Genomic DNA, 26518 nt, shown 5'->3' on the forward strand with positions numbered 1-26518 from the left:
CGTGGCACGGGGCCACCTACCGGGAGGCGGTGGTCGGGGCCTTGTCGAAGTGGTGCGGGGCGAAGAGCGTGGCCTTCTCGGCGTTGCGGACCCAGGGCGTCTCTCCGTCGAGGAGCTCCACGCTCTCCTCCAGCACGCCGCGCTCGTAGCCGTACGTCTGGGAGATGCGGTAGCGGTCGAAGGGCGCGAAGCGGCTGATGTCCGGGCGCAGCTCCAGGACGGCCTCGCGGAACTCGGCGTCGGTGTGGCCGGCGCCGTCGCCGAGTGACGAGCGGATGGCGCTGGAGACGCGGCCGGCCGCATCCGGCGCGGTGTAGTCCAGCCGGAAGTACATCATCTGCTCTCGCGGCCCCGCGCTCCCGTCATAGTCGGGGTGGGCACGGCGCAGGCTCTTCACCGACTCCCAGTGGCCCGCGTACCGGCGCTGCTCCACGGTGAAGGTGTAGTCGAACTCGGGAATGCGCTTCCAGGTGCCGCCCTCCAGCCGCTCCGCCTCGCCCCGGCCCACCCAGACGAGGGTGAGCACGGGCTCCGGCCCGGGCCCGGCCTGCAGCGGCACCATCCCCCCACGCGAGGAGCCACAGCCCGCCAGCGCGAAGCACACCATCAGCATCATCGGAATCCGGAGCGTCATCGTCTTCTCGTCCTTCACGGGCGCCAGGGCGCCAGGGAGCGGAATGCTCGTGACGCAACGTGCGCCCAGATGGCCCGGACAACAATCCAGCCTCTTTCCAACGCACTGTTGTAGAGATGCAACAATGGACCTGAACCACCTCACCTTCTTCCAGGCCGTGGCGGAGACGCGGAGCTTCACGAAGGCGGCCGGGCGGCTGGGGCTCGACAAGTCGCGGGTGAGCCGGGCGCTGCGGGCCCTGGAGGACACGCTGGGGACCCCGCTGCTGGTCCGCACGACGCGCTCGGTGCGGCTGACCTCCGAGGGCGAGGCGCTGCTGCGCCAGGTGGCGCCGCTGCTCTCGGGCCTGCGGGCCGCGGTGGAGAGCGCGCCCGACACGTCCTCGATTCCCACTGGCGACGTGACGCTCACCGCGCCGCCGGATGTGGGGCGCGCGCTGCTGGCGCCGGTGCTGGCGCACTTCCGGGTCCGCCAGCCGGGGGTGCGGGTGCGAGTGGTGCTGACGTACGACGTGGTGGACCTGATGGAGGAAGGCGTGGACCTCGCGCTGCGCGTGGGCCGGCCGGGCGCCGGCAGCTTCGTCGCCCGCAAGCTGATGGACCTGGAGGCCGGCTTCTTCGCGTCGCCCCGGTACCTCGAGCGCAGGGGCGTTCCCACCGCGCTCACGGACCTCGCGGGCCACGAGTGCCTGTGGCCCGCGCCCCCGCGAGGGCGGGGGCCCTTCCGCGCGGGGGGAGGGAGGCCACCGCCGGCCGCCTCGGTGCAGTGCTCCGACTTCGGCTTCCTGGTGGAGCTGGCGCGGGCAGGAGGAGGGGTGGCGCTGCTCCCCACCTTCCTCGCGGCCCAGGACGTTGCCCTGGGGGCGCTGGTGCGCCTCCTGCCGGAGCAGGCCTTCCGCGATGCGCCGCTGTTCCTCGTGTCCCGGCCTGGAAGGCCGGTGCCGCCACGGGTGCAGGTGCTCAAGGACTTCCTGCGGGAGACGCTGGCACATGGCAGAAGTCGAAGCGGGTAGGGTTGGACGTGCCATGGCAATCACCGTCGAAGAAGCCTCGAGACACCCGGGCGAGCGGGTCGCCGCCTGGGATGCTGGCGCTGTCGGACACGAGTGGCTCGGCATCTACGCGGCGAGCGACGCGGGCGTGAAGCTCCTCGCGTTCGAGCGCACGGACCGCGCCGGCCGCCTTCGCCGGATTGCCGCGCTCGAGCCACGCGGCGTGAGGATTGGCAAGACGTACGGCGGCGAGTACGTGTGGGCGATTGTCGACGGGCGCAACCTCGTCGCGTGGAACCTGGACGCGCGGCTGTTCGCGGCGAACCGCTCGACGGTGCAGGTCGGTGCGAGCGTCTTCCCGGCGGCGAACATCACCCGCGTCACCTCGTGGGTCGACCCCGTCGACCTCGGGCACCGCGGCATCAGCGTCGAGCGCGCGGGCGAGCCGCCCGTGGTGCTCGTCGAGGAGCGCGACCCGGCTTCAGCATTGGACCCGACGTACAATCGCGACAACCTCGCGCTCGATGCCGCATGGGCGAGTTCGCTCGGCAGAGACCTGGCGCTCTGGCTCGGCGTCGACCATGCAGACCTGCTCCCATGAACGAGACCTCGTTCGAGGGCGGGTTCCTGGCTCGGGCCTGCCATTAGATGGAAAATTCAACACATGACGGCCCTGAGAGGCCCGGGTGGGATGAGGTGGCCCTGCCCTGATGGCAGGCTTTCCGTGCCGTGCCCGACGAATCGAATCCGGGAGGGGGCCCTTACATGTCGCAGTCGCGAGAGTGGCTGAGTGGCGCACAACGCTCGTGGTTCGAGCCGCCGGACATCCTCTGGCAGCGGTTCCGCGGGCTGGTGACGCTCGAGGTGATGAAGTGGTCGGTGGAGGTCTACCGCGAGGTGGCGGCCTCCGGGCCGTTCTTCGGCGCCATCGACGTGAAGGACTCTGAAATCACCGCCGAGGCCCGGAGGTACATGGTCGAGAACACGCGCACCCGGTGGACCCGGGGCGTCGTCTACATCGGCGCGGGCTCCATCCAGAGGGTCAACACCAAGGGGATGATGGCGAAGCCCCTCTTCGAAGCCCGGCCCTCCTTCGAAATCATCTACGTGGACACCGCGGAGCAGGCGCGCGAGTGGATTGAGCGACAGCGCGCGAAGCAGCAGCGAAGCGCCGGCTGACGCGGCTCACCGGTTCACGTCGCCGCCTGCGCCGGGGCAGGGGCGCGCGGGTCCGGGCGACGGCGAGCGAGCGCGCGTGACAGCAGGGCGTCGAGCGAGAAGCGGCCGGGCCCCGCGAGCAGCAGCACCAGGGAGATGGCCGTGAACAGCGTCGCCAGCTCGGACGAGCCGGAGCCCACGGCCGCCGCGCTGCGGCCTCCCGCGCGCACCAGCCAGGTGGGCAGGCCCGCGAAGGGGATGCCGAGCCCCGGAGGCACTCCGCCCATGCTGAGGCGGATGAAGGGGTCCCCGACGGAGAGGTGCCCGAGGACGATGCCGACGAGCATCGTCACCACCACGCCCAGCGCGGCCAGCGGCGTGACGAGCCCCAGCACCCAGGCGATGCCCCCGCCGAACTCCGCCACCGCCGCGAGCAGCTGGAGCACCCCGGGCACCGGGCTGTCCGGTCCCATCCAGCTGAACGGGGTGAGCATCTTGGGCGCACCATGCAGGGCCATGGCGCTCCCCGCCAGGACCCTCAACACGAGCAGGCCCGTGGAAGCGGGGCCATCCAGGGTGTGACGACCGAAGAGAAGCTGCGCAATGCCGCGTGTCATTCCAGGTCCTCCTGTTCCTTGCTGTCGAGAAGGGTGAGCGCCATGCGCAGGGCGGAGCGGACGAGCGGGGCCTCCGGCTCCGTCTTCCCCACCAGGCTCATGCCCTGCACCAGCACGATGAGGTGCTGGGCGAGCGCCCGTGCGTTACGGGCCGGGTCGATTTCTCCGGCGTCCTGGGAGGCCTTGATGGCGGTCTCGAGGATGGCCGCCATCTTCGAGTAGCGGCGCCCCACCAGGGCGCGAACCTCCGGGTCCCGGGGCGCCACCTCGGCGGCCGTGTTGGCCAGGAGGCAGCCTCGGTGCCGCAGCTCTCCGGTGCAGTTCTTCAGCATGTTGCGCAGGTAGCGCTCGATGCCGGCCCGGGGCGTGGGGCCCGACGCGAGCAGCGTCTCCAGCTCCTCCGCGCTGAGGTCCGCGTAGCGTTCGAGCGCGGCGAGGAACAGGGCCCGCTTGTCCCCGAAGGCTGCGTACAGGCTTCCCCGGAGCAGGCCCGTGCCTTGCTCCAGGTCCTTCACCGAGAGCGCGGAGTAGCCCGTCTCCCAGAACTGCATCATCGCGCGCTGGAGGACCTCGTCCTCTTCGAAGGTCTTCGGTCTTCCCATGAGGCGGCCTCCGCGGTGGCTCGTTCTTGAACGCTCGTTCAAATACCGATTGTTATACGGCCGGTCAAGTACGAGTCGTTGGGGTGGGGGCTCCGCGCGGGCACTGCTACCGGTTACATGGACTCCAAGGTGGGCAGGGACGGGCTTGGGACGAACGGGATGAAATTGCTGGGACGCCGCAGGCGAGGGCTTGTCGTAGCGGTTGGCGGCCTGACTTCCAGGTCGTATCCACACCACAAGCGAGCACATCATGAAGCTTCAAGCGTCCCTTCTCGTCCTGTCCCTCTCTGTCTGGGGCTGCGGCACCGACGTCGCGACTCCTCCCACCTCTGGCGAGGTGGCCGAGGTGCCCTCGCAGCAGGGCGAGTCACTCACCAGCGAGGAGCTCCAGGCCAGCGGCTTCCACCCCAGGGAGGCCATTCTCCTGTCCTTCGACGGAGACCCCCGCTTCGGCGCGCTCATGATCACCGACACCCCGGGAGCCTGCGCCCGGTTCCAGCAGGGCAAGCTGGCCCGGTGGGAGAAGGGCATCACCTTCGAGCTGGGCAAGGCGGATGGCTACACGGAGGACCAGATGGAGGCGAATGCCCTCCCGCTCGACGCGGGCTTCTACAAGGTCGTCCACCACGACGACACCTCGTCGGGTCCCTTCCAGGACCGCTGGACCATCGTCTTCACCACCGAGCGTGACGGCGCGTGCAACAACACGAGCACCCTCGGCTCCGCCCTGAATGGCGGCGTCTACCTCCACTCGCTCGACATGAGCACCGGCGGAGGAGGCGAGGGTGCGTACTACGTGTCCTTCTCTTCGCAGCAGCAGCGCTTCGGCGTCCTCGAAGCCACTCGCTGCATGATCGACATCGAAGAGCTTCCGCCCGAGTTCATCTGCGAGTAGCCGCTGAGACTTCGCCCCCGGACGTCGGTGGTCCGGGGGACGAAGCCCGTGTCAGCCGGGGCCGGAAGGTGTACGGCTCCCCACGCCGAGTCCCCATCCCAGCAGGGCCACGTCCTGCCCCCATGGCGCAACCAGCTGAACGCCCACCGACAGCGCACCGAGCGGACGCGGAAGGCACAGCGTCGGCGCGCCCAGCAGACTCCACGGCGCGGTGATGCGCAGCACCGCGCGCCGCACCGGCAGCGCTCCTTCCGCGACGTCGACTTCTTCCTGGTCGAACCGTGGCGCCACGTCCGGCACCGCGGGGCCGAGCAGGATGTCCACCTCGTTGAACAGCGCCCCCAGGCGCGTGCGGTACGCCTCCCGCCGGGCGCGCGCGGCGGCCACGTCCGCTTCACTCAGCGCCGCGCCCGCGCGCAGGTTCGTCTCCGTGGCGGCGATGAAGCCTGGCGCTTCGCTCTTCAAGGCCAGCGCATGCACCGCCGCCGCCTCACTCAACACGATGGGGGTGTACGCATCCATGACGTCGGGGAAGGACACCCGTGAGACTCGCGCGCCGAGCGCCGCAAGCCTCGCTGCCTCCGCCTCCACCACGGCCCAGACGCCCGGGGTGACCCAGGCGGAGACGTCCCACACGCCCACGCGCACGCCGGCCCACTCCCGCGGAGCCACGGCCTCGCTCGTCAAGGCGCTGTGCACGCGAACCACTCCGCGCACGTCCCGCGCGAGCGGGCCCGTGTGGTCGCAGGTGGAGCTGAGCGGCAGGACGCCCTCGGTGGGCCACGCGGCGCTGCCCTTCGTGGGCTTGAAGCCCACCACACCGCACCACGCCGCTGGCACGCGGATGCTGCCCCCCGTATCCGTGCCGAGCGCGAAGTCCACCTCGCCCGTCGCGACGCTCACGGCCGCACCGCCGCTGGAGCCACCCGCCACCCGCGTCGTGTCCAGCGGGTTGCGCGTTCCGCCGAAGGCATTCGCACCGGTGATGCCGAGCGCCACCTCGTGCAGGTGCGTCTTGCCGAGGAGCGTCGCCCCGAGCCCCAGGAGGCGGGCCACCAGCGGACTGGCACCCACTTCGGGCAGGACGGCCCGTGAGCTGCCCCGGAGCGGCCAGCCCGGCACCCCGTACAGGTCCTTCGCGCTGAACGTCAGGCCCGCGAGCGGCCCTTCCGCCGCGCCACGAAGGGGAGCATCCGGGCGGTACGCCCACGCCCCGTGAGGATCCATCGTCATGCCCGGAGTGTACCGGACGCGGTGGGGAAGGCCGCCCCCTGAAGCCATGCGCCCCTCGACTCGCCGACGTCTTGCATCGGAGCGCGTCCTCGCTGAGCATCCACCCGTGTCTTCGCGTCCCTTCGAGCCGTTCCGCTGCTCTCACGCGTCCCCGGTGGACTGGCCTTGAGCGCAGGCACGGGTTCCCCTCCGCGTCGCGTCCTGGCCGACGTCTTCGCACGCACGCGCATCCATGATGGAGCGCTCGTGCTCGGCGCCGCGCTGTCCACCGCGTTGCTTGCGCAGGTCGCCATCACGGTGCCGGGCTCCCCGGTGCCCATCACGGGCCAGACGCTCGCCGTCGTCTTCACGGCCGCCGCGCTCGGACCCGTGCGCGGCGTGGCCGGGCAGCTCGCCTACCTCCTGCTCGGCGTGGTGGGACTGCCGTTCTTCTCCAAGGGGGCCAGCGGCCTGGCGCCGGTGCTCGGGCCGACGGGCGGCTACCTGGTGGGCTTCCTCCCCGCGGCCTTCCTCGTGGGGCTCGCGGCGCGGCACGGCTTCGACCGGCTGCCGTGGAAGGCGGTACCGCTCTTCTTCGCGGGCCAGCTCGTCATCCTGGCCATCGGCGTGCCCTGGCTCTGCGTAGCGGCCTCACTCGACTTCTCCACGGCCCTCCAGAAGGGCTTCCTGCCCTTCCTCCCCGGTGGGGCCCTCAAGGCAGCCATCGCAGGCCTGGGGATGCCCCTCGCCTGGAGGCTCGTGAGGACTCGCGAGCCATGAAGGTGCGTGTGCTTCGGTGGCGCCTTGGTGTAGAGGCGGCCCGCTCGCCTGGATACCGGGCTGGCATGGAAGCGGGAGGAGGGCGCTGGTGGTAGAAGCAAGGCGGATGAGCGCTTCCGACGCGCTGGTGCGTTCCGTCGCACTCGCGCGCACCCAAAGTGATTCCGATGGGGCCGTCGCTGATGCCGAGCGGCGGCTGCTCGCATTGCTCGACGAGATCTCCGCCCTCGACCTGGAGGTGGAGACCCTTGCCTCGGAGCTGGCCGCGTTCTCCGCGCGCTACGAGCGTGAGCTGTCGGCCGCCTTTGCCCGACTCGAGCGGCATGAGCGCGTGGTTCGACGACTCCAGGCCCTGCAGGACGAGCTGGTGCGGCTCGACGCCGAGCTGCGCACGCCGAAGCCGCCTGTGCGCAAGTCGCGCAAGCCCACACGGTCGCATCGGCTCTTGAGGGACGCGGCGGAGGACGAGACGGAAGGCGAGCGCCCCTGGACGCCCGGCGCCACGCTCGACGACGAGGTGCCCGAGCCGCTCCCGCCCCCTCCGGACCTCGCTTCCGAGGCGCAGAGCCTCAAGCGGCTCTATCGCAAGCTCGCGCGACTGCTCCACCCGGACCTCGCCCGAACGGAGGAGGAGCGGCATCGGCTCCACCAGCTGATGATCCAGGTCAACCTCGCCTTCGAGAAGGGTGACCGGACCGCGCTGGAGCTCTTCCTCGTTCGCGTGGACCGGGGCGAGATGCTCGACGCGGCGGTGTCCGTGGACGAGCGGCTCTCGCACCTGGAGAAGCGCATCACCGCCCTGGCACCCGTGCGCCGCTCGCTGCTCGCGGACCTTGGCCGCCTGCGCGAGTCGTCCACCTTTCGTCTCCATGCCGAATGGACGGGGCTCCAGGAGCTGGGCCGCGACTACTTCCAGGAGACCCTCACCGAGCTCGCCGAGGACGCCGAGCGCACGATGCGCGACGCCCTGGCGCGCATGGGCCGGCTCGACCGGGCGGCCCGGGAGCTGACCGCGTTGAAGCAATCGCTCACCGAAGCGAAGCCCGAAGGGGCGCTGCGCACCTTCGACCCCATTCTCGAGAGCCCTCTCGTGCGCAAGGGCGCGGAGCGTCTCGAGCGCCAGCGGGCCTCGTCCCAGGCCCGCACGCTCGCGCAGACGCTGGAGGAGGCGGTGGAGCAGGCGCCGTGGGAGGCCACGCTGGTGTTGATGGCCTTCTTCGCCGAGCGCGCGGGGCGTCCCCCCGACGCGCTCTCCAGCCAGGAGGGCTGGGCCGCGCGCTACGCCGCCGTGGCCGCGGCGTGGCCGGAGGCCCCCTCCTTCGAGGAGCTGCTCACCCGGCTGCCGCCTCCGCTCGAGCTCGGGCTCCGCTTCCAGGGCGGGAAGGTGCGCTTCGGGCTCCAGCTCAAGTCGGTCGAGCTGCTCGCCGGTGTGCCCATCGCGCTCGAGCGCCGCACCGTGGCGATACTGGCGCAGCGCGTGCTCGCGCACCTCGGCCCGCGTGAGCAGTGCAAGGGCTGTGGCGCGGGCGTCTTCCTCGTCCACCTGCTGCGCACCCGGGGCCTGGATGAGCTCAACGGGCTGATGTGCCCGGCCTGCGGCCACGTCGCCAAGAGCTACTTCCTCTTCAACTGGTCCGAGGGCCAGGAGGCGCTCCTGCCCTTCGCCCTGAAGGTCGGCCTCGTCGACGAGGTGGTGGTGAAGCTCGCGGGCAAGGGCATTGCCTTCCAGCTCCTGCCCGTGTCGCGCGAGGCGCTGACGGTCGGCGCGCTCAAGCAGCTCTTCTCGGACCTGTACCTCAAGCCGTACGGCATCGCGGCGGAGCACGCGGACCTGGTGGTGAAGCAGGGGACACGCGTGCTGAAGGACGAGGCCCGGGTCGAGGCCCCCGTGCTGACGCTCGGCATCCGCAAGGCGGACCGGGACTCGCTCGCGTCCGAGCTGGCCGAGGGCGAGCGGGAGCTGGTGGCGCTGCTGCGCTCGCGAATCGAGCGCCGCTTCCGTCCGGGCTAGCGCTAGGCTCTCGGGCCATGACCGACCCGAAGAGCAAGAACGACACCGGCCGTTTCGTCTGGTACGAGCTCCTCTCGACCGATCCACAAGGCGCGCTCGGCTTCTATCCCGAGGTCGTGGGCTGGACGCCCCAGGCGGCAGAAGGCGGCGGTGACTACCGGATGTGGGTCGCCAGCCAGGGCCCTCTCGGCGGCGTGGCCGCGTTGCCCGAGCCGGCGAAGAAGCTGGGCGTGCCGTCCTACTGGCAGGCGAACGTGCAGGTCGCGAACGTCGAGGAGACGATGGCGGAGGTGAAGCGCCTGGGCGGCCAGGTCCTGGTGAACCAGGACGTTCCCGCCGTGGGGCGCTTCGCGGTGATTGCGGATCCGCAGGGGGCGGTCATCGCGGTCTTCACGCCCGCCACGGACATGCCGTCGCACGACGTCACGAAGCAGGGCGAGTTCTCGTGGCACGAGCTGTACACGACCGACCAGGAGGCTGCGTTCACCTTCTATGAGCGCATCGCCGGCTGGGAGCGCCTCGGGGAGTTCGACCTGGGCCCGATGGGCAAGTACCTGCTGTGGGGCCGCAACGGCAAGCAGCTCGGCGGCATGATGACCCTGCCGAAGGGGATGAAGACACCCGATGGCCGCGACGTGCCGCCGTCGTGGATGTTCTACATCACGGTCGAGGACCTGGACGCCGCGCTCGCCCGCGCGACGGCGAAGGGGGCGCGCGTGCTCAACGGTCCGATGGAAGTCCCCGGAGGCCAGCGCATCGTGCAGCTCATGGATCCGCAGGGCGCCGCGTTCGCGCTCACCACTCCGCCAACGTCGCGGTGAGGGTGCCTGGGAGAGGCGCCTGACTCAACACATCCATCCAATAGAGGAGACCAAAGAATGGCCAGTGCCAACAGCAACAAGAAGAAGTTGTCGGCAGCGCAACGTGACGAGCTGCTCGGGGTGTTGAAGGCCCGGTTCGAGAAGAACATGAGCCGCCACAAAGGTCTCGAGTGGGCCAAGGTACAAGCAAGGCTCGAGGCCAATCCCGAGAAGCTGTGGTCGCTCAATGAGATGGAAAGAACCGGCGGCGAGCCGGATGTCGTGGGTCACGACAAGAAGACGGGCGAATACAGCTTCTATGATTGTTCAGAGGAAAGTCCCAAAGGTCGCAGAAGTGTCTGCTTCGACCGCGAGGGGCTGGAATCCAGGAAGGAAAACAGACCGGAAAACAGCGCCATGGACATGGCTGCTGCCATGGGCATCGAGCTCTTGTCGGAAGAGCAATATCGGGAGCTGCAGAAGCTTGGAGAGTTCGATGCGAAGACATCGAGCTGGGTGAAGACGCCTGCTGATATCAGGAAGCTCGGCGGTGCGCTCTTCTGCGATTTCCGCTACGGCAATGTCTTCGTGTATCACAACGGTGCACAGTCTTATTATGGCGCCAGGGCGTTCCGTGGCTCGCTACGGGTCTGACTTCCTTTCAGGGGCGCGTCATCCGAGGACGCGACGGGCGCGCCAGTACGAGGTGTCCTACCTCATGAAGCTTACGGGATGGATCGCCTCGGTCGTCACGAAGGGAGACTGGGCGCCCGAGGCGATGAGCCGTGCGTAGCGCTCACGAAGCTCGAGGTCGCGGGGGCTCGTCAGGCTGTCCGCGGCCTCGATGAACTCCGACACGCTGTCCCTCGACGCCACCGGGGGCGAACCCTCTGCGTGGACGATGGCGACGCTGGACAGGTCATGCTCCAGCAGGAGCCAGTCCTGCATCCGCGTCACCTCGACCGGGTCGGGAGTGATACCCCCTCCGAACCGGACGAGCTGCTTGACGTGCGAGTGGAGGGCCAGCGCCGCCAGGATGTTCACCGGGAAGAGCGCCAGGGTGCCCCAGACGAGCCACTTGCGCCAGGACCGTCCCCGCCCGAAGGGCAGCAGCCCCAGGGGCAGCAGCACCAGCGGCAGCGCGGCGAGCAACGCCGTACCGCCGTTGAGCAGCTTCCAGTATCGCTCGGCCGTGTAGACGCGCAGGGACTTGAGCACGTGCTCGGTCTGCCTGATGACGGGGGAGCCTTGCACCGCCGTCACGATGAAGTGGGCCGTGCAGCCCACCTGTGCGTTCGTGGCCGCGAACAGGTGGGTGCTCGTGGTGCCGAAGGAGGTGATGGAGGCTGGCGTCACCAGGTCCTCCCGCCTCCAGGCGCCCCCCTGGGAGTGGAGGAGGAGGCCGTTGTCTCCGCCCAACCACACCTCGTTGTCCCGCACGGCCACCGCTCGGAGGGTGCCCGTGACGCCCGTGGGAATGGACTGCCAGGCCGACCCATCGAAGTAGAGCGCGGTGCCGCGGGTCCCCACGGCCCACGCGGTATCCGGCGAGACGGCCCTCACCGCGATGAGCCCCTCGGTGGTGCCCGTCTCCACCCGGCGCCAACGGGCTCCATCGAAGTGGAGCGCGACGCCGCCTCCCCCGACGGCCCAGATGTTCTCCGGGCCAGTGCCGTCAATCGACAGCAGCGGAGCCTGCGTGGACGGAGTGGTGAGGGCCACCCAGCTTTCATACGGAGTCCGCTGGAAGATGCGCCCGTCCCGTCCCACCCCGAAGACCGTCCCCGCGCCGCGCTCCCTCCAGAGCGAGTAGAGCTCCGGCTGCACGCCGCCTTCGGACTCCTCCGCGCCGGTCCGTCGACGAGGGCCCTGCGGGAGAGGGGAGGGCGTCCCCGGATCCGCCGGGAGCGCGAGCAGCACTTCGTCCGGGGAGAGCGGCAGGGCGGCGGCGCCGAGGACCTCGTGGAAGGTGACATTCGGGCGGGGTTGGAAGTAGCGGCCATCCCATTGATAGGTCATTCCATGGCTCGAGATGAGCCAGGGGCTGCGCACTTCGCTGTCGACGAACCACGGGTACGCGACGCTGTCGTCGACGTCCCAGCGGCTGCTGTCGCCGGGCCCTCTCATCTCCTGCCAGGCTCCCCGGTTGAAGCTGAAGAGCATGGGGGCCTCCTCCAGGCAGATACGGCGGGGCTCGGGCCGATAGGTGGGCTGGATGAGCGCGAGCTCCTCGAGGGTGAACCCGTTCTCCCGGGCCCACTGGCCCAGCGCCGGCGAGTCGAGCGTGGGCAGCCGCGCCAGCAGGTGCTCTCTCGCAATCTGGTGGGCCAGCTCCGGTGCCCCGCCCTGGAGGAGGAGGTGGCCCACGGCGCACGCGGTGCCATGCTCGTCGATGAAGACCGGCGTGGGCTCGCAGGTGACGTGGTTGTGAGGGAACCGGCCCGCCACGCGATACGCGTGGAGGTTGCGCAGGTGCAGCGCCCGGCGCTCTCGCTGGACGGACGTCAGGTGCGACACGTCCCGCGAGCGAAGGAAGGTCTCCACGCCCGACAGCCACCGCTGGATACGGAGCGTCTCACGCGGGTCCTCGCGGTGGCCACGGGGGGCTGCTCCGGCCACCGAGGCGCAGAGCAGCCAGAGGCAGACAGAGAAGGTGCGCGTCATGACCCCGGATTAAAGCCCGGGACGCTCCCGGGCGCCATCCGCCAGGGGACGGGCGGCAGGCCTCCGCCCTGTGTCTGTCATTCGCCGCCCCTCGCGCCGTTCCGTCTCACGGGCTCAGGAACACGTTGACGACTGGGTCGTTGCCGCCGTTCCAGCCCAGCACACCCACGTACATGCCCCGGCGGCCTCCGGGGTCGGACATCGCGTCGAAGCCGGACGGGCAGGGGCTGCTGCCGCACAGCCAGCCGTGGAAGAAGATGCGCTGCCCGGTGTCGATTGCCGCCGCGATGTCCGCGCCACCGGGGCCGCACACGCCATCCGTGCTTCCAGGCGTGATGAGCGGGTGCTGGGCAACGCTGTTGAAGGCATTGGCGGCCAGGCTGGGCGCCCGCATCCAGATGGTCTCATAGCTGCACTTGTTGTACGGGCCGCGCGAGGCGAACAGGATGTAGGCGCCGCCGTGCCTCACGACGACAGGGTTCTCCACGATGCGGTCCGAGCGGAGCAGCTGCCGGCTGGTGGCATCACCGAGCACATGGGTGCCAGCCGCGTTGAGCCGGACGATGCGCAGGGACGACGGCAGCTGCTGCGTCTTGTAGAGCAGGTAGCGGGCGCCATCGTTGTCCTTGAAGCCGGAGGGGTCGATGACGCCAGCGGTCGCGATGGGGCGGTTCGGGACGGTGTCGTCGGCCGTGGGCGTGTCCGCCCGACCCGGGCACACCAGCGGTCCGCCGGGGACCGGGGTGAACGGCCCCAGGGGCGAAGTGCCGGTGGCCGCTCCGATGCATCGCTGGCCGCTGTCCAGCCCGGCGACAGGGGCGGCGAAGTATAGCACCCACTCGTTCGGGCCGATGCGCTCGAGGTCCGGTGCCCACATGCCACTGTGGGTGGCCCAGGAGGGTTTCTCATTGAGGGCCGGGCCCTCGCCCGTCCACGGGCCGGTGGCGATGTTGCCCTGGGCCGAGGGGACGTTGCTCCCGGTCGCCATGCCGTAGAACTGATCGTTGTTGTTGACCACGGAGGGGTCGGGGAAGCCATTGACGGGCGCGAAGACCGGCCGCGGAGGAGCGGCCCGGGCGGGAACGGCGCCTCCCAGGCACACGGCGAGGACGACGGCCGCGCTGGTGGCACGGCGGCGGAGTGGCTTCATGGGGTCTCCCGGGTGAGGTATCAGACGCGACTGCATTTCCTTGGAGGGACGCGCTTCCCCGGCATCTCACCGGAAATGGAAGATCGAATTCCTTTGAGATTCTTGCGGGGCAACGCCCTCCAGGGAGCATGCGGCCACGCGCCGGAAGAGGAGGTCTGCGAATGCGGTATGGGCTCGTTGCGGGAGGCGTATTGCTCCTGTTGCTGGCGCTCCTCGGGGTCGCCCTCTCACCTGGCGGCTTCGATGGAAGCAGCGCGTCCGCGCAGGCACGGGCCGCCGGCACCGGTTCGAGCGCCTCGGCGCTGGACCCGATGGCCCACGGGAGTGCCGTGCTGCACGGTCAGGTCCAGGACGCGCGGGGAGGGCCCGTGGCCGACGCCCGGGTGCTCGCCTTCGAGGAGGGGCCCGAGGAGACGCAGGAGGGACTGGAGCAGCGCGTGGCCTCGGGACTGCTGGAGGCGCCCGCGCGGGCCACCGCCACCACGGGCCCGGACGGAGCCTTCGCGCTGCGAGTCCCTGAGGGCCGCTACCACCTGCTGGCCGAGGTGCAGGGCCGCCCCGCCGCGCTCGCCCTGGCGGTGGAGCCGGGGCCTTCCGAGGTGTTCCTGGTGGTGGCGGACGGTGAGCGCCTGAAGGGCCGGGTGGTGGATGCGGTGGGCGGGGTGGCCCGGGCCCGCGTCACCGTGATGAGCCTGGCGCCCGTGCGGCCCCTGCGGGAGGTGGAGACCGACGAGACCGGCGCCTTCGAGGTGGAAGGGCTGCCCGCCCAGGCGCGCTATGGCGTGTGGGCCCGCGCGGAGGCGCACGGCGAGCGGGTGCTCGTCGTACCCGCGTCCCGGCCCGCCACCGTGCCGCTGCCCTGTGCGCTGCGCGTGGAGGGGCGCGTGCTCGAGCGCGGCGTCGCCGCGCCGGGGGCGCGGGTGAGGTTGCGCGCGGGAGACCTGGAAGCCCAGGCCGACAAGGCGGGGCGCTTCGTGCTGGAGGAGGTCGACTGTGGACGCGCCGAGCTGTACGCGGAGAGCGCCACGGGCGTGGGCCAGCGGGTGCTCGAGGCGCTGAGCGAGGACACGTCGGGGCTCGACCTCGAGCTGGAGGCGGCGGGTGGGCTCCTCGTGCGGGTGGTCTCGGCCTCGTCGGGACGGGAGCTTGCGGGCGCGAGCGTCCAGTCTCCCGCCTCACCGGAGGCGCGCTGGCGCGAGGAGGGGGCGGGCCACTTCCGGGCCGTGCCCCTGCTGCCGGGCTCCCACTCCCTCATCGTCCGTGCGCCGGGCCATGGGGCCGTGCAGCGGACCGTCACCGTGGACGCCGGGCCCGAGACGAAGGTCGAGATTGCGCTCCAGTCGGAGAGCGTGCTGGCGGGGCGGGTCCTGGGCCCCGAGGGGCTCGGGCTGGAGGGAGCGCGCATCCAGCTCACGGGGGCCGGACGCAGCGGGGCGGCGGAGCAGCGCACGGGCGCCGATGGGCGTTTCGAGGTACGTGAGCTCACGGGAGACACCTATGCCCTGCGCGTCGAGCGCCCGGGGTACCTCTCCGTGACGCGCGAGCTGAGGCTGCCACGGACCGAGCCGCTGGAGCTGACCCTGTTTCCCGCGGCGGCGCTGGACGTGAAGGTGCAAGGCGCGCGGGGAGCGCCCGTGGAGGCGGCGTCCGTCTCCCTCTCCCTGGTGGGAGAGGGGCGCGGCGAGACGGTGCGGGAGGAGGAAGTGGACGCTCAGGGCCGCGTCCACTTCGGGGGGCTCGTTCCGGGCAGCTACATCGTGCAGGCGCGTGCGCCCGGCCACATCACGTCAGCGCCCCTCCCGGTGGAGGCGTGGACCGAGGACGCCGCGCCCATCACCCTGGTGCTGCGCGAGGGCCTCACGCTGTCCGGCCGCGTCCGCGATGACCGGGGCATGCCGGTGAACGAGGCGGAGGTGGGCGTCCTGGAGGAGGGCACGGCCGTGAGCAGCGCCCGCACGGATGCCGAAGGCCGCTTCACCCTGTCGGGCCTCGTCCCGGGACGCCTCCGGCTGCGCGTGGAGAAGTTCGGCCATCGGACGCGGGACGCGGAGGTGCTGGTGCCCGCGTCGAGCGTGGAGCTGCTGCTCGAGGGCCCCGGGGCAGGGGACTGACTCGAGCAGCACGGGCGGCCTCGCTCGAGGCCCTCCTCAGGGCCGCAGCGCCGAGCGCTTCACGGTCCTGGTGGAGACGGTGACGCCCGCTCCGTTGATGCTCGACCGCCGCTGAGGGTTGTTGATGACCTTGAAGGTGACGGTGGGGTCATCCAGGTTCGTGTTGAACTCCATGATGCCGAAGCTGTACTCGGCCGGATCCGCGCCGACGCCAATGCCAGAAGAGGTGAGCTCCCACACCGTGTAGCCCACGCCGGGCGTGCGCGAGGTGAGCTGGCTCTTGTGGATGTCACCCGTCACGAAGAGCACCCCGCCAATCTTCTTGTCGGCGATGTGATTGAAGAGGGCCTGCCGCTGGTTTCCCCAGCATTCGCTGTTCAGGGTGGAGCCATTCACAATCACCTTGAAGGTCGCGGTCGACGCCGCCAGCGACGACTTCAGCCAGCTGAACTGGTCCGCGCCGTACATCTGCGGCGAGTATCCCGCGGGCATGGACCTGGGGCAGTCGCGTCCCCAGCGGTCATCCATCATGAAGAACTCCACGTCGCTCCAGGTGAACTTGTGGAAGATGCCGCCGCCCGCGAACGGCGGGTGGGGAAAGAGGGCCGCGTACGTGTCGCGGGCCACGTCCTTCTGGGCGAAGGTTCCGTCCTCGTCGTTCGGACCGTAGTCATGGTCATCCCAGACAGCGAACGTCGGGAACGCCCGGAAGACCCTGGCGAACTCCGGCACGTTGCGCTGCTGGAAGTACTTGAACCAGTAGTGCTCCTTGTTCGGGGGCGTCTGCGTCGTGTACATGTTGTCGCCCACGAGCAGCTGGATGTTGGCCTCTCCCGTGTCGAGCTGCTCGTGCATGATGTCGAACGAGGGCTGGCTCGGGTTCTTCTCGCCGTTCATGCAGGACGCGACGCCGACCTTGAAGCGTGCACCGGCATTCGGCTCGGTCTTGAAGCTGACGCCCCCGCGCTCCGCGGCCTGGCCCGCGACGAAGATTCGATAGTCGTACCGGGTGTTGGCCTTCAGTCCGTCCACCGTGCCCTTCCACGAGCGGAAGCCGCCTCCGCTTCCCGCCTCCGTCATGTCCGTCGTGGACACCCAGCAGGTCGCACAGGCGGACGCCTCCCGGGCTCGGAGGACCAGCTTCTCACCTGCGGCGTCCCCGAAGTTGACCGAGGTACCCGCCCAGATGCTGGCACCCGTCGTCCAGGTGCGGCCCACCATGGGGGCTCGCACGAGGGGCGCTTCGTGGGCCTGCGCGACACCGGGAACCACGAGGCCGCTGGCCACCCACACGCCCAGCAGCATGCCGGGCACGGAACGCTTCATCATCGTCTTCTCCTCTGGCACCACCACGAGGGACCCACGGGGGGCGGGGTGCCGATTGAAGGGAGGTCTTCTCCCGCTCAAGGGAGGGCCCGCGCCCACCGGTCGTCTTGAAAAGAAATATCTCTCCCTTTTTCCCTGCCTGGTGACACGCCGCGTTGTCGATACTTCGGAAATGCCGTGTCGATCCTTCCCCCTATCGTTCGTCGCCCCCATGAAGCGGGCACTTCCGCCCGGCTTCGTCTACCCATCCGACGAATTGAAGGAGCTCCACGTGCGTTTCCTGTCCATGGTCCGAGTCCGCGAGAACACCGCCCAGCAGCCCAGCGAGAAGCTGATGGCCGACATGGGAAAGCTGATCGAGGAGATGACGGCAAAGGGAGTGCTGCTCGAGACCGCCGGCCTGCGTCCCACGTCCGAGGGCGTCCGCCTGCGCAACGACCACGGCAGGTTCAGCCGCACCGACGGGCCCTTCACCGAGGCGAAGGAAGTGGTCGGCGGCTACGCGCTTTTCAAGGCCGACTCGATGGAGGAGGCGCTCGAGCTGACCCGACGCTTCCTCGCGGTGCACGGCGAGGAGTGGAACATCGAGTGCGAGGTCCGGCAGCTGGCTGACATGTAATGCGCTGACGGGGCGCGTCGCCCCTCCTGCCGTGGTCAGATGCACTGCATTGCGACCCCTTGCGCAGGAGCACGAGCCGATGAGCAAACAGACACGGGTGTTGGCGGCGTTCGGGCTCGCGGTGCTCGGAATCGTCGGCGCGCCCCTGGCGTGTAGTGGTTCACCGGGCGGTGACGGCGGAGTTGACGCCGGCACCGAACCCATCGTGGATGCGGGGGGCGGTGTCGATTCAGGGACGCCACGGCCCCTCGTGCTCGGGGACCTGCTGGCGCCCGTGACGGCCGCGGAGCTCCAGTACCTGGAGCAGGAGTGGGCTTCCCGGGACCTCGCGGCGCGCGACGTCACGCAGCTCGCCAGCGGGACGGTGACCCTCGGCACCGTGCCGATGGCCTACCGGGTGCTCGAGCACGTCGTCGGCGGTGCGCGCCACGTCGGTGTCGTGCTGGTGCCCGTCTCACTGACGGCGCCCGCGCCCATGCTCGTGTACACGCATGGCGGGTATACGGGAGATGGCGGCTTGCCGCCGTTCACCGTGGAGGACCTCGCGTCCCGGACTCCCGGGCAGCCCCTCCGCGAGCGGCTCATCTACGTCATTCCCTCCTATCGAGGGGAGCGGGTACGCATCGCCAACACGACGTACAGCTCGAGTGGCGACACGCTCTTCGGTACCACCGACCTGACGGACACGGCAGCGTTCCTGTCGGCGGTCATCGCCACGACGCCGCTCGCGGACGCCAGCCGCGTGGCCGTCTTCGGGGAGAGCCGCGGCGGAATGGTGGCGCTGGCAGTGGGAGCGCTCGACAAGCGGTTCGACCTCGTCATCGACGCCTACGGCCCCACGGACTTCCGGGTTGCGCTCGCCGGGTTGCCACCGGGGCTGTTCGAAGCGTCGGTGGCTGGCGCGGTGGCCTCTCCTCAAGACCCTGCCACGTTGCTGCTCCGCTCGCTCATCCCGGTGGATCAGGTCACGGTGAGTCCTGATGCCGGACTCTTCATCACCGAGGCCGGCTACGTGGAGATGCGGCGGCGCATGGCGGCCACCAGCGCGCTGGCAGCGCCGACGAGGTTGCCCGCGACACAGGTCCACCATGGAGCCGCCGACCCCTCGGCCTCGGTCCTGTATTCGCGCGCGCTCGCCGCCGCGATGGCGGACGCCGGGCGTGTCTCACCGAGCAACGTCTTCACCTACTTCGAGTACGACGGCGGCAGCCACGACCTCGGCACGTTGCCGGGAGCGGTTTCGCGAATGGCGGAGGCGTTGAATCGCGAGCTTGCTCCCTGACGGCGGCTCCGTGCCGTGGCCCATGGGCCCCGCTGCCTCGCAAATCCTCCTGGACAGTCGGTTTTGGCGGCTCTAGGAGGTTTTGCATGTCCAGCAAGACCTCGCGAAACATCCGCAAGCAACCTGTGCCTTCCTCGTTGAAGGGCACTCTCGTCGTCCTGGCCGCCAGCCTGTCGTTCACGCTCATGGGGTGCGGGGGCGCTGACACCGGGACGACCGAAGAAGTCCTGACCTCCCAGGACGCGCTCTTGGACGGCTACAACCTCGTCGTGACGGGTACGAGCCCGCTCACCGTGGCGCCGGGGAGTGCCGTCGTCTTCAGCGCAAGCATCAAGAACACGGGGACTGTCGCAACTCCCGTGGGCATCATCCACGGCGTGTCCTTCTGGGTGAACGGCACCCAGGTGTCGTGGTCCGATACCCACACGGACTCCCTGGCCCCTGGCGCGAGCGTCACGCTCACCTCGAACCATGGCCCGACGGGAACCCGGGTGTGGACCGCGTCGGCCACCCCCGGCACGCATACGCTTCTCGCCAGGGTCGATGACGTCAATCGCATGCCGAGCGAGACGGACGAGACCGACAATGAGTACAGCGCCCAGCTGAGCGTGACGGCCAGCGCGACCTGCTCAGACAGGGTCCGCAACGGCACCGAGACCGGGGTCGACTGCGGTCCCGACTGTGGTCCGTGTGAGTGGCCGTTCACCGCGGTGCCCCGCACCGTCCTCCGGCAGTCGGCCAGGCGGGTCTACGCGCACTGGCACTACTACCCGGTGTCGCTCGACAACTACAACCCGACGTCCAACGACTACTACGAGCGCAACTACATCGCCTCCACGGGCGAGGGCGGCTCGCACTCGGCCTACGGCGGCATGATGCGTGAGCGTCCCATCCCGAGGCCGACGCGCCCGGAGACGGACTGGCAGCTGCGCGACGCGAAGGACGAAATCGAGCTGGCCGCGCGCATCGGCATCGACGGCTTCTACCTGAACCTGTGGACCGACAGCGACGTGGGCAACGGCGCCGTGTGGACGCGGGCGAAGACCCTCGTCGAAGCAGCCTCGCAGGTCGGAAGCTTCGATATCGTCCCGAACTTCGACCTGACCATCCTCAACACGGGAAGCCAGACGGGGGACCTGGACGCGATGGTCCGCATCCTGGGCAAGCTGAAGGGCTACTCCGCGCTCCTGAAGCGCCCCGATGGGAAGTTCGTCGTCGGCCTGTTCAATCCTGCCGCGCATGGCCGGACGGCCAGCTTCTACGGCACCTTCAAGCAGCGCGCAGCGACCGAGCTGGGCATGAACCTGTACCTGGTGCCTGTCTTCCTCGGGACGGGAAGCACCGCGCTCTTCGACGCGTACAAGACCGTCGGAGACGCCTATGCCGGGTGGGGCACCGCCGTCCCCGTGACGACGGCCGGGTACTCCGGAGGCCTGAAGACGAAGGCCGCCGGGTACGGGAAGGCGTGGATCCACCCGATGAGCAGCCAGGACTACCGGCCCAAGGACAGGGCGTTCTGGGAGGCCCGGAACTCGCTGACGCTCCGCTCCATCTGGGAGAACGTGATTGCCGACGGGCTGGACCAGGTCCAGATCGTCACCTGGAACGACCAGCACGAGCACCACAACATCCGGCCTTCGACAGGGAAGCAGTGGCCCGCGTACGACATGACCGCGTATTACATCCAGTGGTTCAAGACCGGCATCAAGCCGACCATCGAGCGCGACGTGTTGTATTACAACCATCGCATCCACCATCAGTCCCTCGTGCCGACGACGCAGACCTCGGCGAATCTCGCGGCCTGCAAGGCCGGCTGCCCCGCGACGAACGACGTCGAGCTGGTGGGCTTCTTGCGGTCGGCCGGCCGGCTCGAAATCACGCAGGGAGCGACGACCTACGGCGAGGACAAGACCGCGGGTGGCGTGCAGGTCGTCAGGACGGCGCTGGCAGTGGGCACGCCGACCTTCAGGCTCAAGCGCTCGGGGGCCACCGTCGTGCAATTCCAGAGCATGCACGGCATCGTCGGCTCCATCGCGTACCAGGACCTGCTGTACCGGGCTGGCAGCTCGAGCCGAGCGGCGCTCCCGTCATGCGCGACGTCGTGTGCGAATGGCGAGGCCCGCTGCAGGATGTGCCCCGGCGAGCCGATGTGGCTGAAGCGCTAGCCAGCTCGCCACCTGTCTCGAGAGCCCGACGCGCCAGCGCACGGCGCGTCGGGTTTCTTCTTCCACGGGCTACGCCTGGAACGCCTGCGACAGCCGGGCGATGGCGCCTGGGAGGCCGCGGACGCGGAGCCTGCTCCCGTGCTCGTCGAAGGCCTGGGAGACCACGGTGGTGTGCTCGTACACCTCGCCGATGCGTCCCTGGCTGGCGTACGGAATCACCAGGTCTGCCTCGACCATGGAGGCCTCGAAGAACTGGAGGATGCTCCGCCGCAGCGCCGCCACGTCGTCCGGCCGGTGGGCCGACAGCAGGATGGCATCCGGGTGCCGGGCCAGCAGCGCGTCTCGCGCCGCCGCATCCAGCCGGTCCGCCTTGTTCAGCAACAGCCTGCTCGGGACGACGTCCGCGCCAATCTCCCGGAGCACCGCGCGGGTGACCTCGAGCTGCGAGTCCCACGTCGGGTCGGACGCATCCACCACGTAGAGCAGCAGCGAGGCCTCCAGCGCCTCGTCCAGCGTGGAGCGGAAGGACGCGACGAGGTCGTGCGGCAGCTTCTGGATGAAGCCCACCGTGTCGGAGATGAGCACGCGCGGCCGGCTCTCCGGCTGCATCGCGCGCACGGTGGTGTCGAGGGTGGCGAAGAGCTGGTCGGCCACCAGCACCTCGCTGCCGGTGAGGGCCCGCATCAGCGAGGACTTGCCCGCGTTGGTGTAGCCCACCAGCGCCACCCGGAGCTGGTCCCTGCGGGCGTACCGGCGGTGGTCCTGCTCCTTCTGGATGGCGGCGAGCCCCTCGCGCAGCTCCGCGAGCCGGTCGCGAATCTTGCGGCGGTCGAGCTCCACCGCGGAGTCGCCGGAGCCTCGGCCCTGCTGGCGCTCGCGGCCGCCCGTGGACTCACGCAGCCGGGGGGCGAGGTAGTTGAGGCGCGCAATCTCCACCTGCATGCGCGCCTCGTGGCTCCGCGCGTGCCGGTGGAAGATGTCGACAATCACGCCGGTGCGGTCCATCACCTGTACCCCGGTGGCCTTCTCGAGGTTGCGAAGCTGGCCCGGTGACAGCTCGTGGTCGACGACCACCACCGTGGGACGCGGCGGGGCTTCCTCCTGCTCGCTGAGGTCCGCCGGCTCCTCGGGCGGCGCGGCTGCGGCTTCTTCCGCTTCCTCTTCACCGTCGGCCTCGTCCTCGGCCTCCCACTTCTCGCGGGCCTTGGTGGTCCGGTCCTGGGCTCCGGAGGTCACCACCCCGGGCCCTCCGGTGAGCGCGGCCAGCTCCTTGAGCTTGCCCGTGCCGAGCACCGTCCCCGAGGCCAGGGCGGAGCGGCGCTGGGACAGCGTGGCCACGGTGTCGTAGCCGAGCGTGTGCACCAGCCGGCGGAGCTCCGCGAGGTCCGCGGCGTGCTCCGCGTCCGACACGCTGGGGAACTGGACGCCGACGAGGACGGCACGAGGGCGGACGGGGAGGGTGGTCGACATGCCGACGCTCGTACCACGTCACAGCCCGGGGAAGTGGCCTGGTCGCCCGCTCCAGGCTTCCGGCAGGTGGGATACGGAGCGGTTGCTTCGTCGAGGGACGAGCATCCAGCCGCGATTCAGCGCCAGGTCCGGTGGCGTCCGGGTCAGGACCTCCCGCCCACCGCGGCGGCGACGTGCTGGCTGCCCCAGTGCGCGACGCCGAGGATGGTCTGCATGGGATTGACGCCCAGCGCGGTGGGGAAGACCGAGCCGTCCACGACGAAGAGGTTGTCCGCGTCCCAGTAGCGCAGGGTGCTGTCCACCACGCTCGTCTCGCGGCTGCCTCCCATGGCACAGCCGCCCATCTGATGCGCGCTGGCCACGCGGCACATCAACGGCGCGTAGGGCGCCGGGTCCAGCAGCGCCACGTCCTTCTCGCTCCGCATCACCACCGGCGACGAGTGGGGGCTGAGCACCTGCTCCGCGCCCGCGGCGAACTGCAGGCGCGCGGCCACCTTCAAGGCCTCGCGGAAGCCCTCCCAGTGGAAGTCCGTGAGCGGATACTCCACCTTCAGCCGTGAGTACTCGGACTCGCCGCGCAGCGACACGGTGCCACCCACGTCTCCGGGCTGCACGCCGTCCAGGGTGATGGAGATGACGGCATTGGCATACGGCAGCTGCGCCATCAGCTCCTGGTGCGCGGCGCCGAAGCCCGGCATCGTCACGGAGGCGAGGACGGGGTGGATGGGCGGCACCTCGATGAGCCAGCCCAGCTTCCCGGGCCCCCGGTCGATGAACTGGCGTGAGTAGACGGTGAGCGGCGCGCCAAAGAAGGCCTCCACCCGCTCGCGGAAGCGGCCCGTGGAGATGACCACCGGGTGCAGGAAGAGGCGCTTGCCCACGAGCCCGCGCCCGTCCAGCCCGCTGCGCAGCAGCAGCGCCGGCGAGTTGATGGCGCCGCCGCACACCGCCGTCACCTTCGGCTTCACCGTGAGCCGCTTCCCCGTGGGCCGGTCCGTGCGCGGGTCCAGCACGTCCGCATGCACCGCCACCACGCGGCTGCCGTCCAGCTCCAGCCGGCGCGCGCTGACGTTGGCGAACAGGCGCATTCCCTGCTCCACCGCGTCCGGGATGAGCGTCACCAGCATGGACTGCTTCGCGTCGGTGGGGCAGCCCAGGCCACACACGCCCAGCGCCGCGCACGACTTGACGTTGCGCTTCACCGTGCCCCGGCTGTAGCCGAGCTTGCCCAGGCCCTCCCAGAGGAGCTGGTTGTTGCGGTTGGCCTGCTCGATGGGCCAGTCGCGGATGTGCAGCCGCTCCTCAAGCCAGTCCCAGTGGGGCGCGAGGGTGGCCTCGTCCAGCCCCTTCACCCCGTGCACGTCGCGCCAGCGCTGGAGGATTTCCGGCGGGGTACGGAAGCTGGCGCACCAGTTGACGGTGGTGCCGCCGCCCACCGTGCGGCCCTGGAGGATGCTGATGGCCAGGTCGTCCGTCGCCCGGTTGGCCAGCTCCTGGTACATGGCCGGGTAGGCCGTGGCCTCCTTCATGTCGAAGTCCCGGCGGGTGCGGTAGCCGCCTTCCTCCAGCATGACCACGTCCAGGCCGCGCCGCGCCAGCTCGTGGCCCAGCACGCCGCCTCCCGCGCCGCTGCCCACCACGCACACGTCGCAGGTGACGACGCGGTCCTCGGTGAGCTCGTCTCCGGTGAAGATGCGTCCACTCATGGCGTGGAGCCCTCCTTCCGCGTCACGGGCCCGGGGGCAGGGCGGGGGCCTTCACCCTTCCAGGCCACCGCGTTCGCGTCATGGAAGCCCTCCGGCGGGACGTAGCCCGTGGCCGCCGCTGCCGCCGGGTGCACGTAGTACGCGCTGTACACCAGCGTGCGCAGCGCCTGGTGCCCCGTGCGCAGCAGCACCAGGCGCGAGGTCCGCCAGGCCTCGAAGGCCGCGTCCTGGGCCTCGGGTGCCAGCCGCGAGAAGGGGGTGACGCGCCCGGCGAAGAGGAAGCCGGCGAGCGCGTTGTCGAAGAGGCCCAGCAGGTCCTTCACCTCCTTCGCGACGGCCGGGTCTCCCCGCGCGAGCAGCCCGTCCGCCGTGAGGGCGACGCGGGCCGTGTCCGCGTCCGGCCAGCCTGGACGCGGGGGAAAGGCGCGGCGGGCGAGGGCCTGGAGCGTGGCGTACTCGCGCGGGCCCAGGACCTGGAGGCCCTCGGGAGGAAGGGGGAGTGACAGGCCCCCACGTGTGGCCAGCGCCGCGCTGCCTCCCAGGGCCAGCAGGGCTCCGCCGAAGAGTCCTCGCTTCAGGAGTCGTCGGCGCGTCAGCGCTTCCGGTGCAGGTCGTGGCGGGCTCATCCCATCCTCCTGTGCCACCGCGCGGGGCGTCGACACATGGTGGCAGAGCCCGCCACTCCCATTCAATCCCTCCCCTGCGGCCGCGTCTTCGTCAGGGGGGCGTTCCGTCAAACCGCGACGTCAGAGCGAGAAGCGCAGGATGTCGGAGGGGCCGGAAGCGGCGTCCTCTCCGGGCACAAACCCATTCATGTAGAGCGCGTTCGGCCGGGTCCGTACCTTTCCCAAGAGTACAGAGCCGCCGACGAGGGACAGCTCCTGCACGGTCTGCCCGTCCCACGTGGCCAGCACGTTCTCCTCACCGGCGGACGTCTTCCTCACGAAGATGAAGACGAACCGCTGGGGGTCTTCCACGAAGAAGCCGGTATGGACGAAGTACGGCTCCGGCAGGAGGAGGGGCTGGGACGGCTGCAATCCCTCCCACTCCAGCTTGTAGCCCGGCTCGAGCGGCTTTCCCGTCAACCACACCACCGTCCTGGCGTCTGCACTCACGTGGGAGTTCGAGAAGACATCTGCGCGCTGGGAGAGCACCACTCCGGGGGTGCTCATCAGGGTGACCTCATGCGCGAAGGCGGTGGTGGGGGAGTTGCGGCGGCGACATTTCAACAGCCGTGGCGGTCCGCCCGGCTCGAGCTCGCATTGCGCGGCAGCCACCTGCACGCAGCCCTGGGCGCTGCACTGAAAGGACTTCCGGTCTTCAGGGTATGCGCCGAACTCCTCGGTCTGGTTCACGTTGATGATGACCGAGTCCTCATCGAAGAAGAAGAAGGTGTACCCCAACTTGCTGGCCTCCGGGGTCACCTCCCACAACAGGTCTCCCGTGGCGGTGTCTCGCACCCGGAGATTCTGCCCCAGCGTCAGCTCCGCGAAGCGAGTGCGCGAAGGGGAGAAGCGCGTCAAGTCCGCGGCGTGTTCCATCGGTTTGACCTCGCCCGACTCCAGGTCGACGAGCCAGACGCGTTCCCTCTTGGTGAGCCAGAGGAATCGCTCTCCCGCTTTGATGCTCACGGTGGGGTAGGCGGCGCCAAGCTCAATCCGGAACAGCGTGCGGACCGGACACGCCTCGGCCGTGCAGGTCTCCAGGGGCACCATGCGCACGGCCAGGGCGGAGTCAGGCGTCTTCTCGGTGAAGGCCACATAGCGACGGGTGCCTTCGTACACGACGGCCGAGGACCAGTCCTGGCCGACCTCGTGGGCCTGCGCCTGCCCGGGCTGCCAGAGCCACAGGGTGCGGACGTCCGCCGTCGCGCGTCCCCGGAGCAAGAGGACGCTGCCTTCCCGCGTGAAGTCTCCAAACTCGGCCCTGGGTGCAACGGGCCAGGTCTCACCTGTCGACAGGTCCTGGACGACCGTGCCGCCGTCGAAAGCCGCCCCGGCCAGGAAGCGCTGCTGGACATCCACGTCCAGCAAGGTCGTATCCCGCAGCAACATCTGGACGGGCGGGCGCCCTGCATCCTCTGGCACGCCGGCATCCACGTCCTCTGCCGGGCTCCCCTTGCAATGGGACACCGCCAATCCGAGCAGCAGGAGACCCACGACCTTCCGCGCCCCCCGCAAAAGCGGACCTGCCTGGTGAAGTACCTTCTGCATATGAACCCCCTCTTCGGGACGTGTCGACCACTGCCGGCCCGGCGTGTCGAAGGAGTCCTGCGACGTCCCTGCTTCCACGAAAGGGCGTAAGCCCCGCGCGAAATCGAGTCGC

Annotated in this window: 23 protein-coding genes; 12 read left to right on the top strand and 11 right to left on the bottom strand. The window is 69.9% G+C overall.

Features of this window, described 5'->3' with window-relative positions; all coding sequences use genetic code 11:
* Positions 1–16: 16 nt before the first annotated feature.
* Positions 17–652 (bottom strand): hypothetical protein, encoded by a 636-nt coding sequence (locus LXT23_RS12000; RefSeq protein ID WP_253980258.1) that lies wholly within the window; start codon positions 650–652, stop codon positions 17–19.
* Positions 653–758: 106 nt separating this feature from the next.
* On the opposite strand from LXT23_RS12000, the gene LXT23_RS12005 reads away from it, so the two are divergent.
* The 3 genes from LXT23_RS12005 to LXT23_RS12015 all read left to right on the top strand — a co-directional run bounded on the left by LXT23_RS12005 (position 759) and on the right by LXT23_RS12015 (position 2804).
* Entirely contained in the window at positions 759–1646 is an 888-nt protein-coding gene (locus tag LXT23_RS12005; RefSeq protein WP_253980259.1) for a LysR family transcriptional regulator, read from the top strand.
* A gap of 13 nt (positions 1647–1659) precedes the next feature.
* Positions 1660–2226, top strand: coding sequence for a hypothetical protein (locus LXT23_RS12010; protein WP_253980260.1), 567 nt, complete (start codon positions 1660–1662; stop codon positions 2224–2226).
* Between the two features lie 164 nt (positions 2227–2390).
* The gene (locus LXT23_RS12015; RefSeq protein ID WP_253980261.1) at positions 2391–2804 is read left to right on the top strand and encodes a hypothetical protein; all 414 of its coding nucleotides are present in this window, start codon (positions 2391–2393) and stop codon (positions 2802–2804) included.
* Between the two features lie 14 nt (positions 2805–2818).
* Here the strand turns inward: LXT23_RS12015 and LXT23_RS12020 are convergent, their stop codons facing one another.
* Positions 2819–3400 (bottom strand): DoxX family protein, encoded by a 582-nt coding sequence (locus tag LXT23_RS12020; protein WP_253980262.1) that lies wholly within the window; start codon positions 3398–3400, stop codon positions 2819–2821.
* The gene (locus LXT23_RS12025; RefSeq protein ID WP_253980263.1) at positions 3397–4002 is read right to left on the bottom strand and encodes a TetR/AcrR family transcriptional regulator; all 606 of its coding nucleotides are present in this window, start codon (positions 4000–4002) and stop codon (positions 3397–3399) included. Before LXT23_RS12025 ends, LXT23_RS12020 begins: the two co-directional genes overlap by 4 nt.
* Positions 4003–4252: 250 nt before the next feature.
* Here LXT23_RS12025 and LXT23_RS12030 point away from each other — a divergent pair, with 250 nt between their 5' ends.
* Positions 4253–4897, top strand: coding sequence for a hypothetical protein (locus tag LXT23_RS12030; protein WP_253980264.1), 645 nt, complete (start codon positions 4253–4255; stop codon positions 4895–4897).
* 51 nt (positions 4898–4948) lie between these two features.
* On the opposite strand, the gene LXT23_RS12035 is transcribed toward LXT23_RS12030, so the two are convergent.
* Entirely contained in the window at positions 4949–6130 is a 1182-nt protein-coding gene (locus LXT23_RS12035; protein ID WP_253980265.1) for an amidase, read from the bottom strand.
* A gap of 165 nt (positions 6131–6295) precedes the next feature.
* Here LXT23_RS12035 and LXT23_RS12040 point away from each other — a divergent pair, with 165 nt between their 5' ends.
* The 4 genes from LXT23_RS12040 (at position 6296) to LXT23_RS12055 (ending at position 10354) form a co-directional block, all read left to right on the top strand.
* Positions 6296–6889: a biotin transporter BioY gene (locus tag LXT23_RS12040; protein WP_253980266.1), complete on the top strand. Its 594-nt coding sequence runs from the start codon at positions 6296–6298 to the stop codon at positions 6887–6889.
* Positions 6890–6995: 106 nt separating this feature from the next.
* Positions 6996–8900 (top strand): coiled-coil domain-containing protein, encoded by a 1905-nt coding sequence (locus LXT23_RS12045; RefSeq protein WP_253980267.1) that lies wholly within the window; start codon positions 6996–6998, stop codon positions 8898–8900.
* A 17-nt stretch (positions 8901–8917) separates the two neighbouring features.
* Complete coding sequence (locus LXT23_RS12050) at positions 8918–9721, top strand: VOC family protein (protein ID WP_253980268.1); 804 nt, start codon at positions 8918–8920, stop codon at positions 9719–9721.
* A gap of 57 nt (positions 9722–9778) precedes the next feature.
* Positions 9779–10354: a DUF4256 domain-containing protein gene (locus LXT23_RS12055; RefSeq protein WP_253980269.1), complete on the top strand. Its 576-nt coding sequence runs from the start codon at positions 9779–9781 to the stop codon at positions 10352–10354.
* A 57-nt stretch (positions 10355–10411) separates the two neighbouring features.
* Here LXT23_RS12055 and LXT23_RS12060 read toward each other — a convergent pair whose 3' ends face one another.
* Both LXT23_RS12060 and LXT23_RS12065 read right to left on the bottom strand, forming a co-directional pair.
* Complete coding sequence (locus LXT23_RS12060; protein WP_253980270.1) at positions 10412–12364, bottom strand: WD40/YVTN/BNR-like repeat-containing protein; 1953 nt, start codon at positions 12362–12364, stop codon at positions 10412–10414.
* A gap of 106 nt (positions 12365–12470) precedes the next feature.
* A complete protein-coding gene (locus LXT23_RS12065; protein ID WP_253980271.1) occupies positions 12471–13514 on the bottom strand; it encodes a glycoside hydrolase family 43 protein in 1044 nt (347 codons plus the stop codon).
* Between the two features lie 161 nt (positions 13515–13675).
* Here LXT23_RS12065 and LXT23_RS12070 point away from each other — a divergent pair, with 161 nt between their 5' ends.
* Positions 13676–15625 carry a carboxypeptidase-like regulatory domain-containing protein gene (locus LXT23_RS12070; protein ID WP_267146690.1) on the top strand — a complete coding sequence of 650 codons (1950 nt, stop codon included), beginning with the start codon at positions 13676–13678 and terminating at the stop codon, positions 15623–15625.
* Between the two features lie 36 nt (positions 15626–15661).
* Here LXT23_RS12070 and LXT23_RS12075 read toward each other — a convergent pair whose 3' ends face one another.
* The gene (locus LXT23_RS12075; protein WP_253980272.1) at positions 15662–16954 is read right to left on the bottom strand and encodes an alkaline phosphatase D family protein; all 1293 of its coding nucleotides are present in this window, start codon (positions 16952–16954) and stop codon (positions 15662–15664) included.
* A 208-nt stretch (positions 16955–17162) separates the two neighbouring features.
* Here LXT23_RS12075 and LXT23_RS12080 point away from each other — a divergent pair, with 208 nt between their 5' ends.
* From LXT23_RS12080 to LXT23_RS12090, 3 genes are all read left to right on the top strand, one after another.
* Complete coding sequence (locus LXT23_RS12080) at positions 17163–17570, top strand: YciI family protein (RefSeq protein ID WP_253980273.1); 408 nt, start codon at positions 17163–17165, stop codon at positions 17568–17570.
* A 79-nt stretch (positions 17571–17649) separates the two neighbouring features.
* Positions 17650–18852: an alpha/beta hydrolase family protein gene (locus tag LXT23_RS12085; RefSeq protein WP_253980274.1), complete on the top strand. Its 1203-nt coding sequence runs from the start codon at positions 17650–17652 to the stop codon at positions 18850–18852.
* 86 nt (positions 18853–18938) lie between these two features.
* The gene (locus LXT23_RS12090) at positions 18939–21017 is read left to right on the top strand and encodes an endo-1,3-alpha-glucanase family glycosylhydrolase (protein WP_253980275.1); all 2079 of its coding nucleotides are present in this window, start codon (positions 18939–18941) and stop codon (positions 21015–21017) included.
* Positions 21018–21086: 69 nt separating this feature from the next.
* Here the strand turns inward: LXT23_RS12090 and hflX are convergent, their stop codons facing one another.
* From hflX to LXT23_RS12110, 4 genes are all read right to left on the bottom strand, one after another.
* Positions 21087–22487, bottom strand: a complete 1401-nt coding sequence (gene hflX / locus LXT23_RS12095) for a GTPase HflX (RefSeq protein WP_253980276.1) — start codon at positions 22485–22487, stop codon at positions 21087–21089.
* A 143-nt stretch (positions 22488–22630) separates the two neighbouring features.
* Complete coding sequence (locus LXT23_RS12100; RefSeq protein WP_253980277.1) at positions 22631–24193, bottom strand: GMC family oxidoreductase; 1563 nt, start codon at positions 24191–24193, stop codon at positions 22631–22633.
* Complete coding sequence (locus tag LXT23_RS12105) at positions 24190–24819, bottom strand: hypothetical protein (protein ID WP_253980278.1); 630 nt, start codon at positions 24817–24819, stop codon at positions 24190–24192. The genes LXT23_RS12100 and LXT23_RS12105 overlap by 4 nt, the downstream gene beginning before the upstream one ends.
* 120 nt (positions 24820–24939) lie before the next feature.
* Positions 24940–26280 (bottom strand): hypothetical protein, encoded by a 1341-nt coding sequence (locus LXT23_RS12110; RefSeq protein WP_253980279.1) that lies wholly within the window; start codon positions 26278–26280, stop codon positions 24940–24942.
* Positions 26281–26518: the final 238 nt, after the last annotated feature.

Origin of the sequence: Pyxidicoccus xibeiensis, assembly GCF_024198175.1 — a bacterium.
GTDB lineage: Bacteria > Myxococcota > Myxococcia > Myxococcales > Myxococcaceae > Myxococcus > Myxococcus xibeiensis.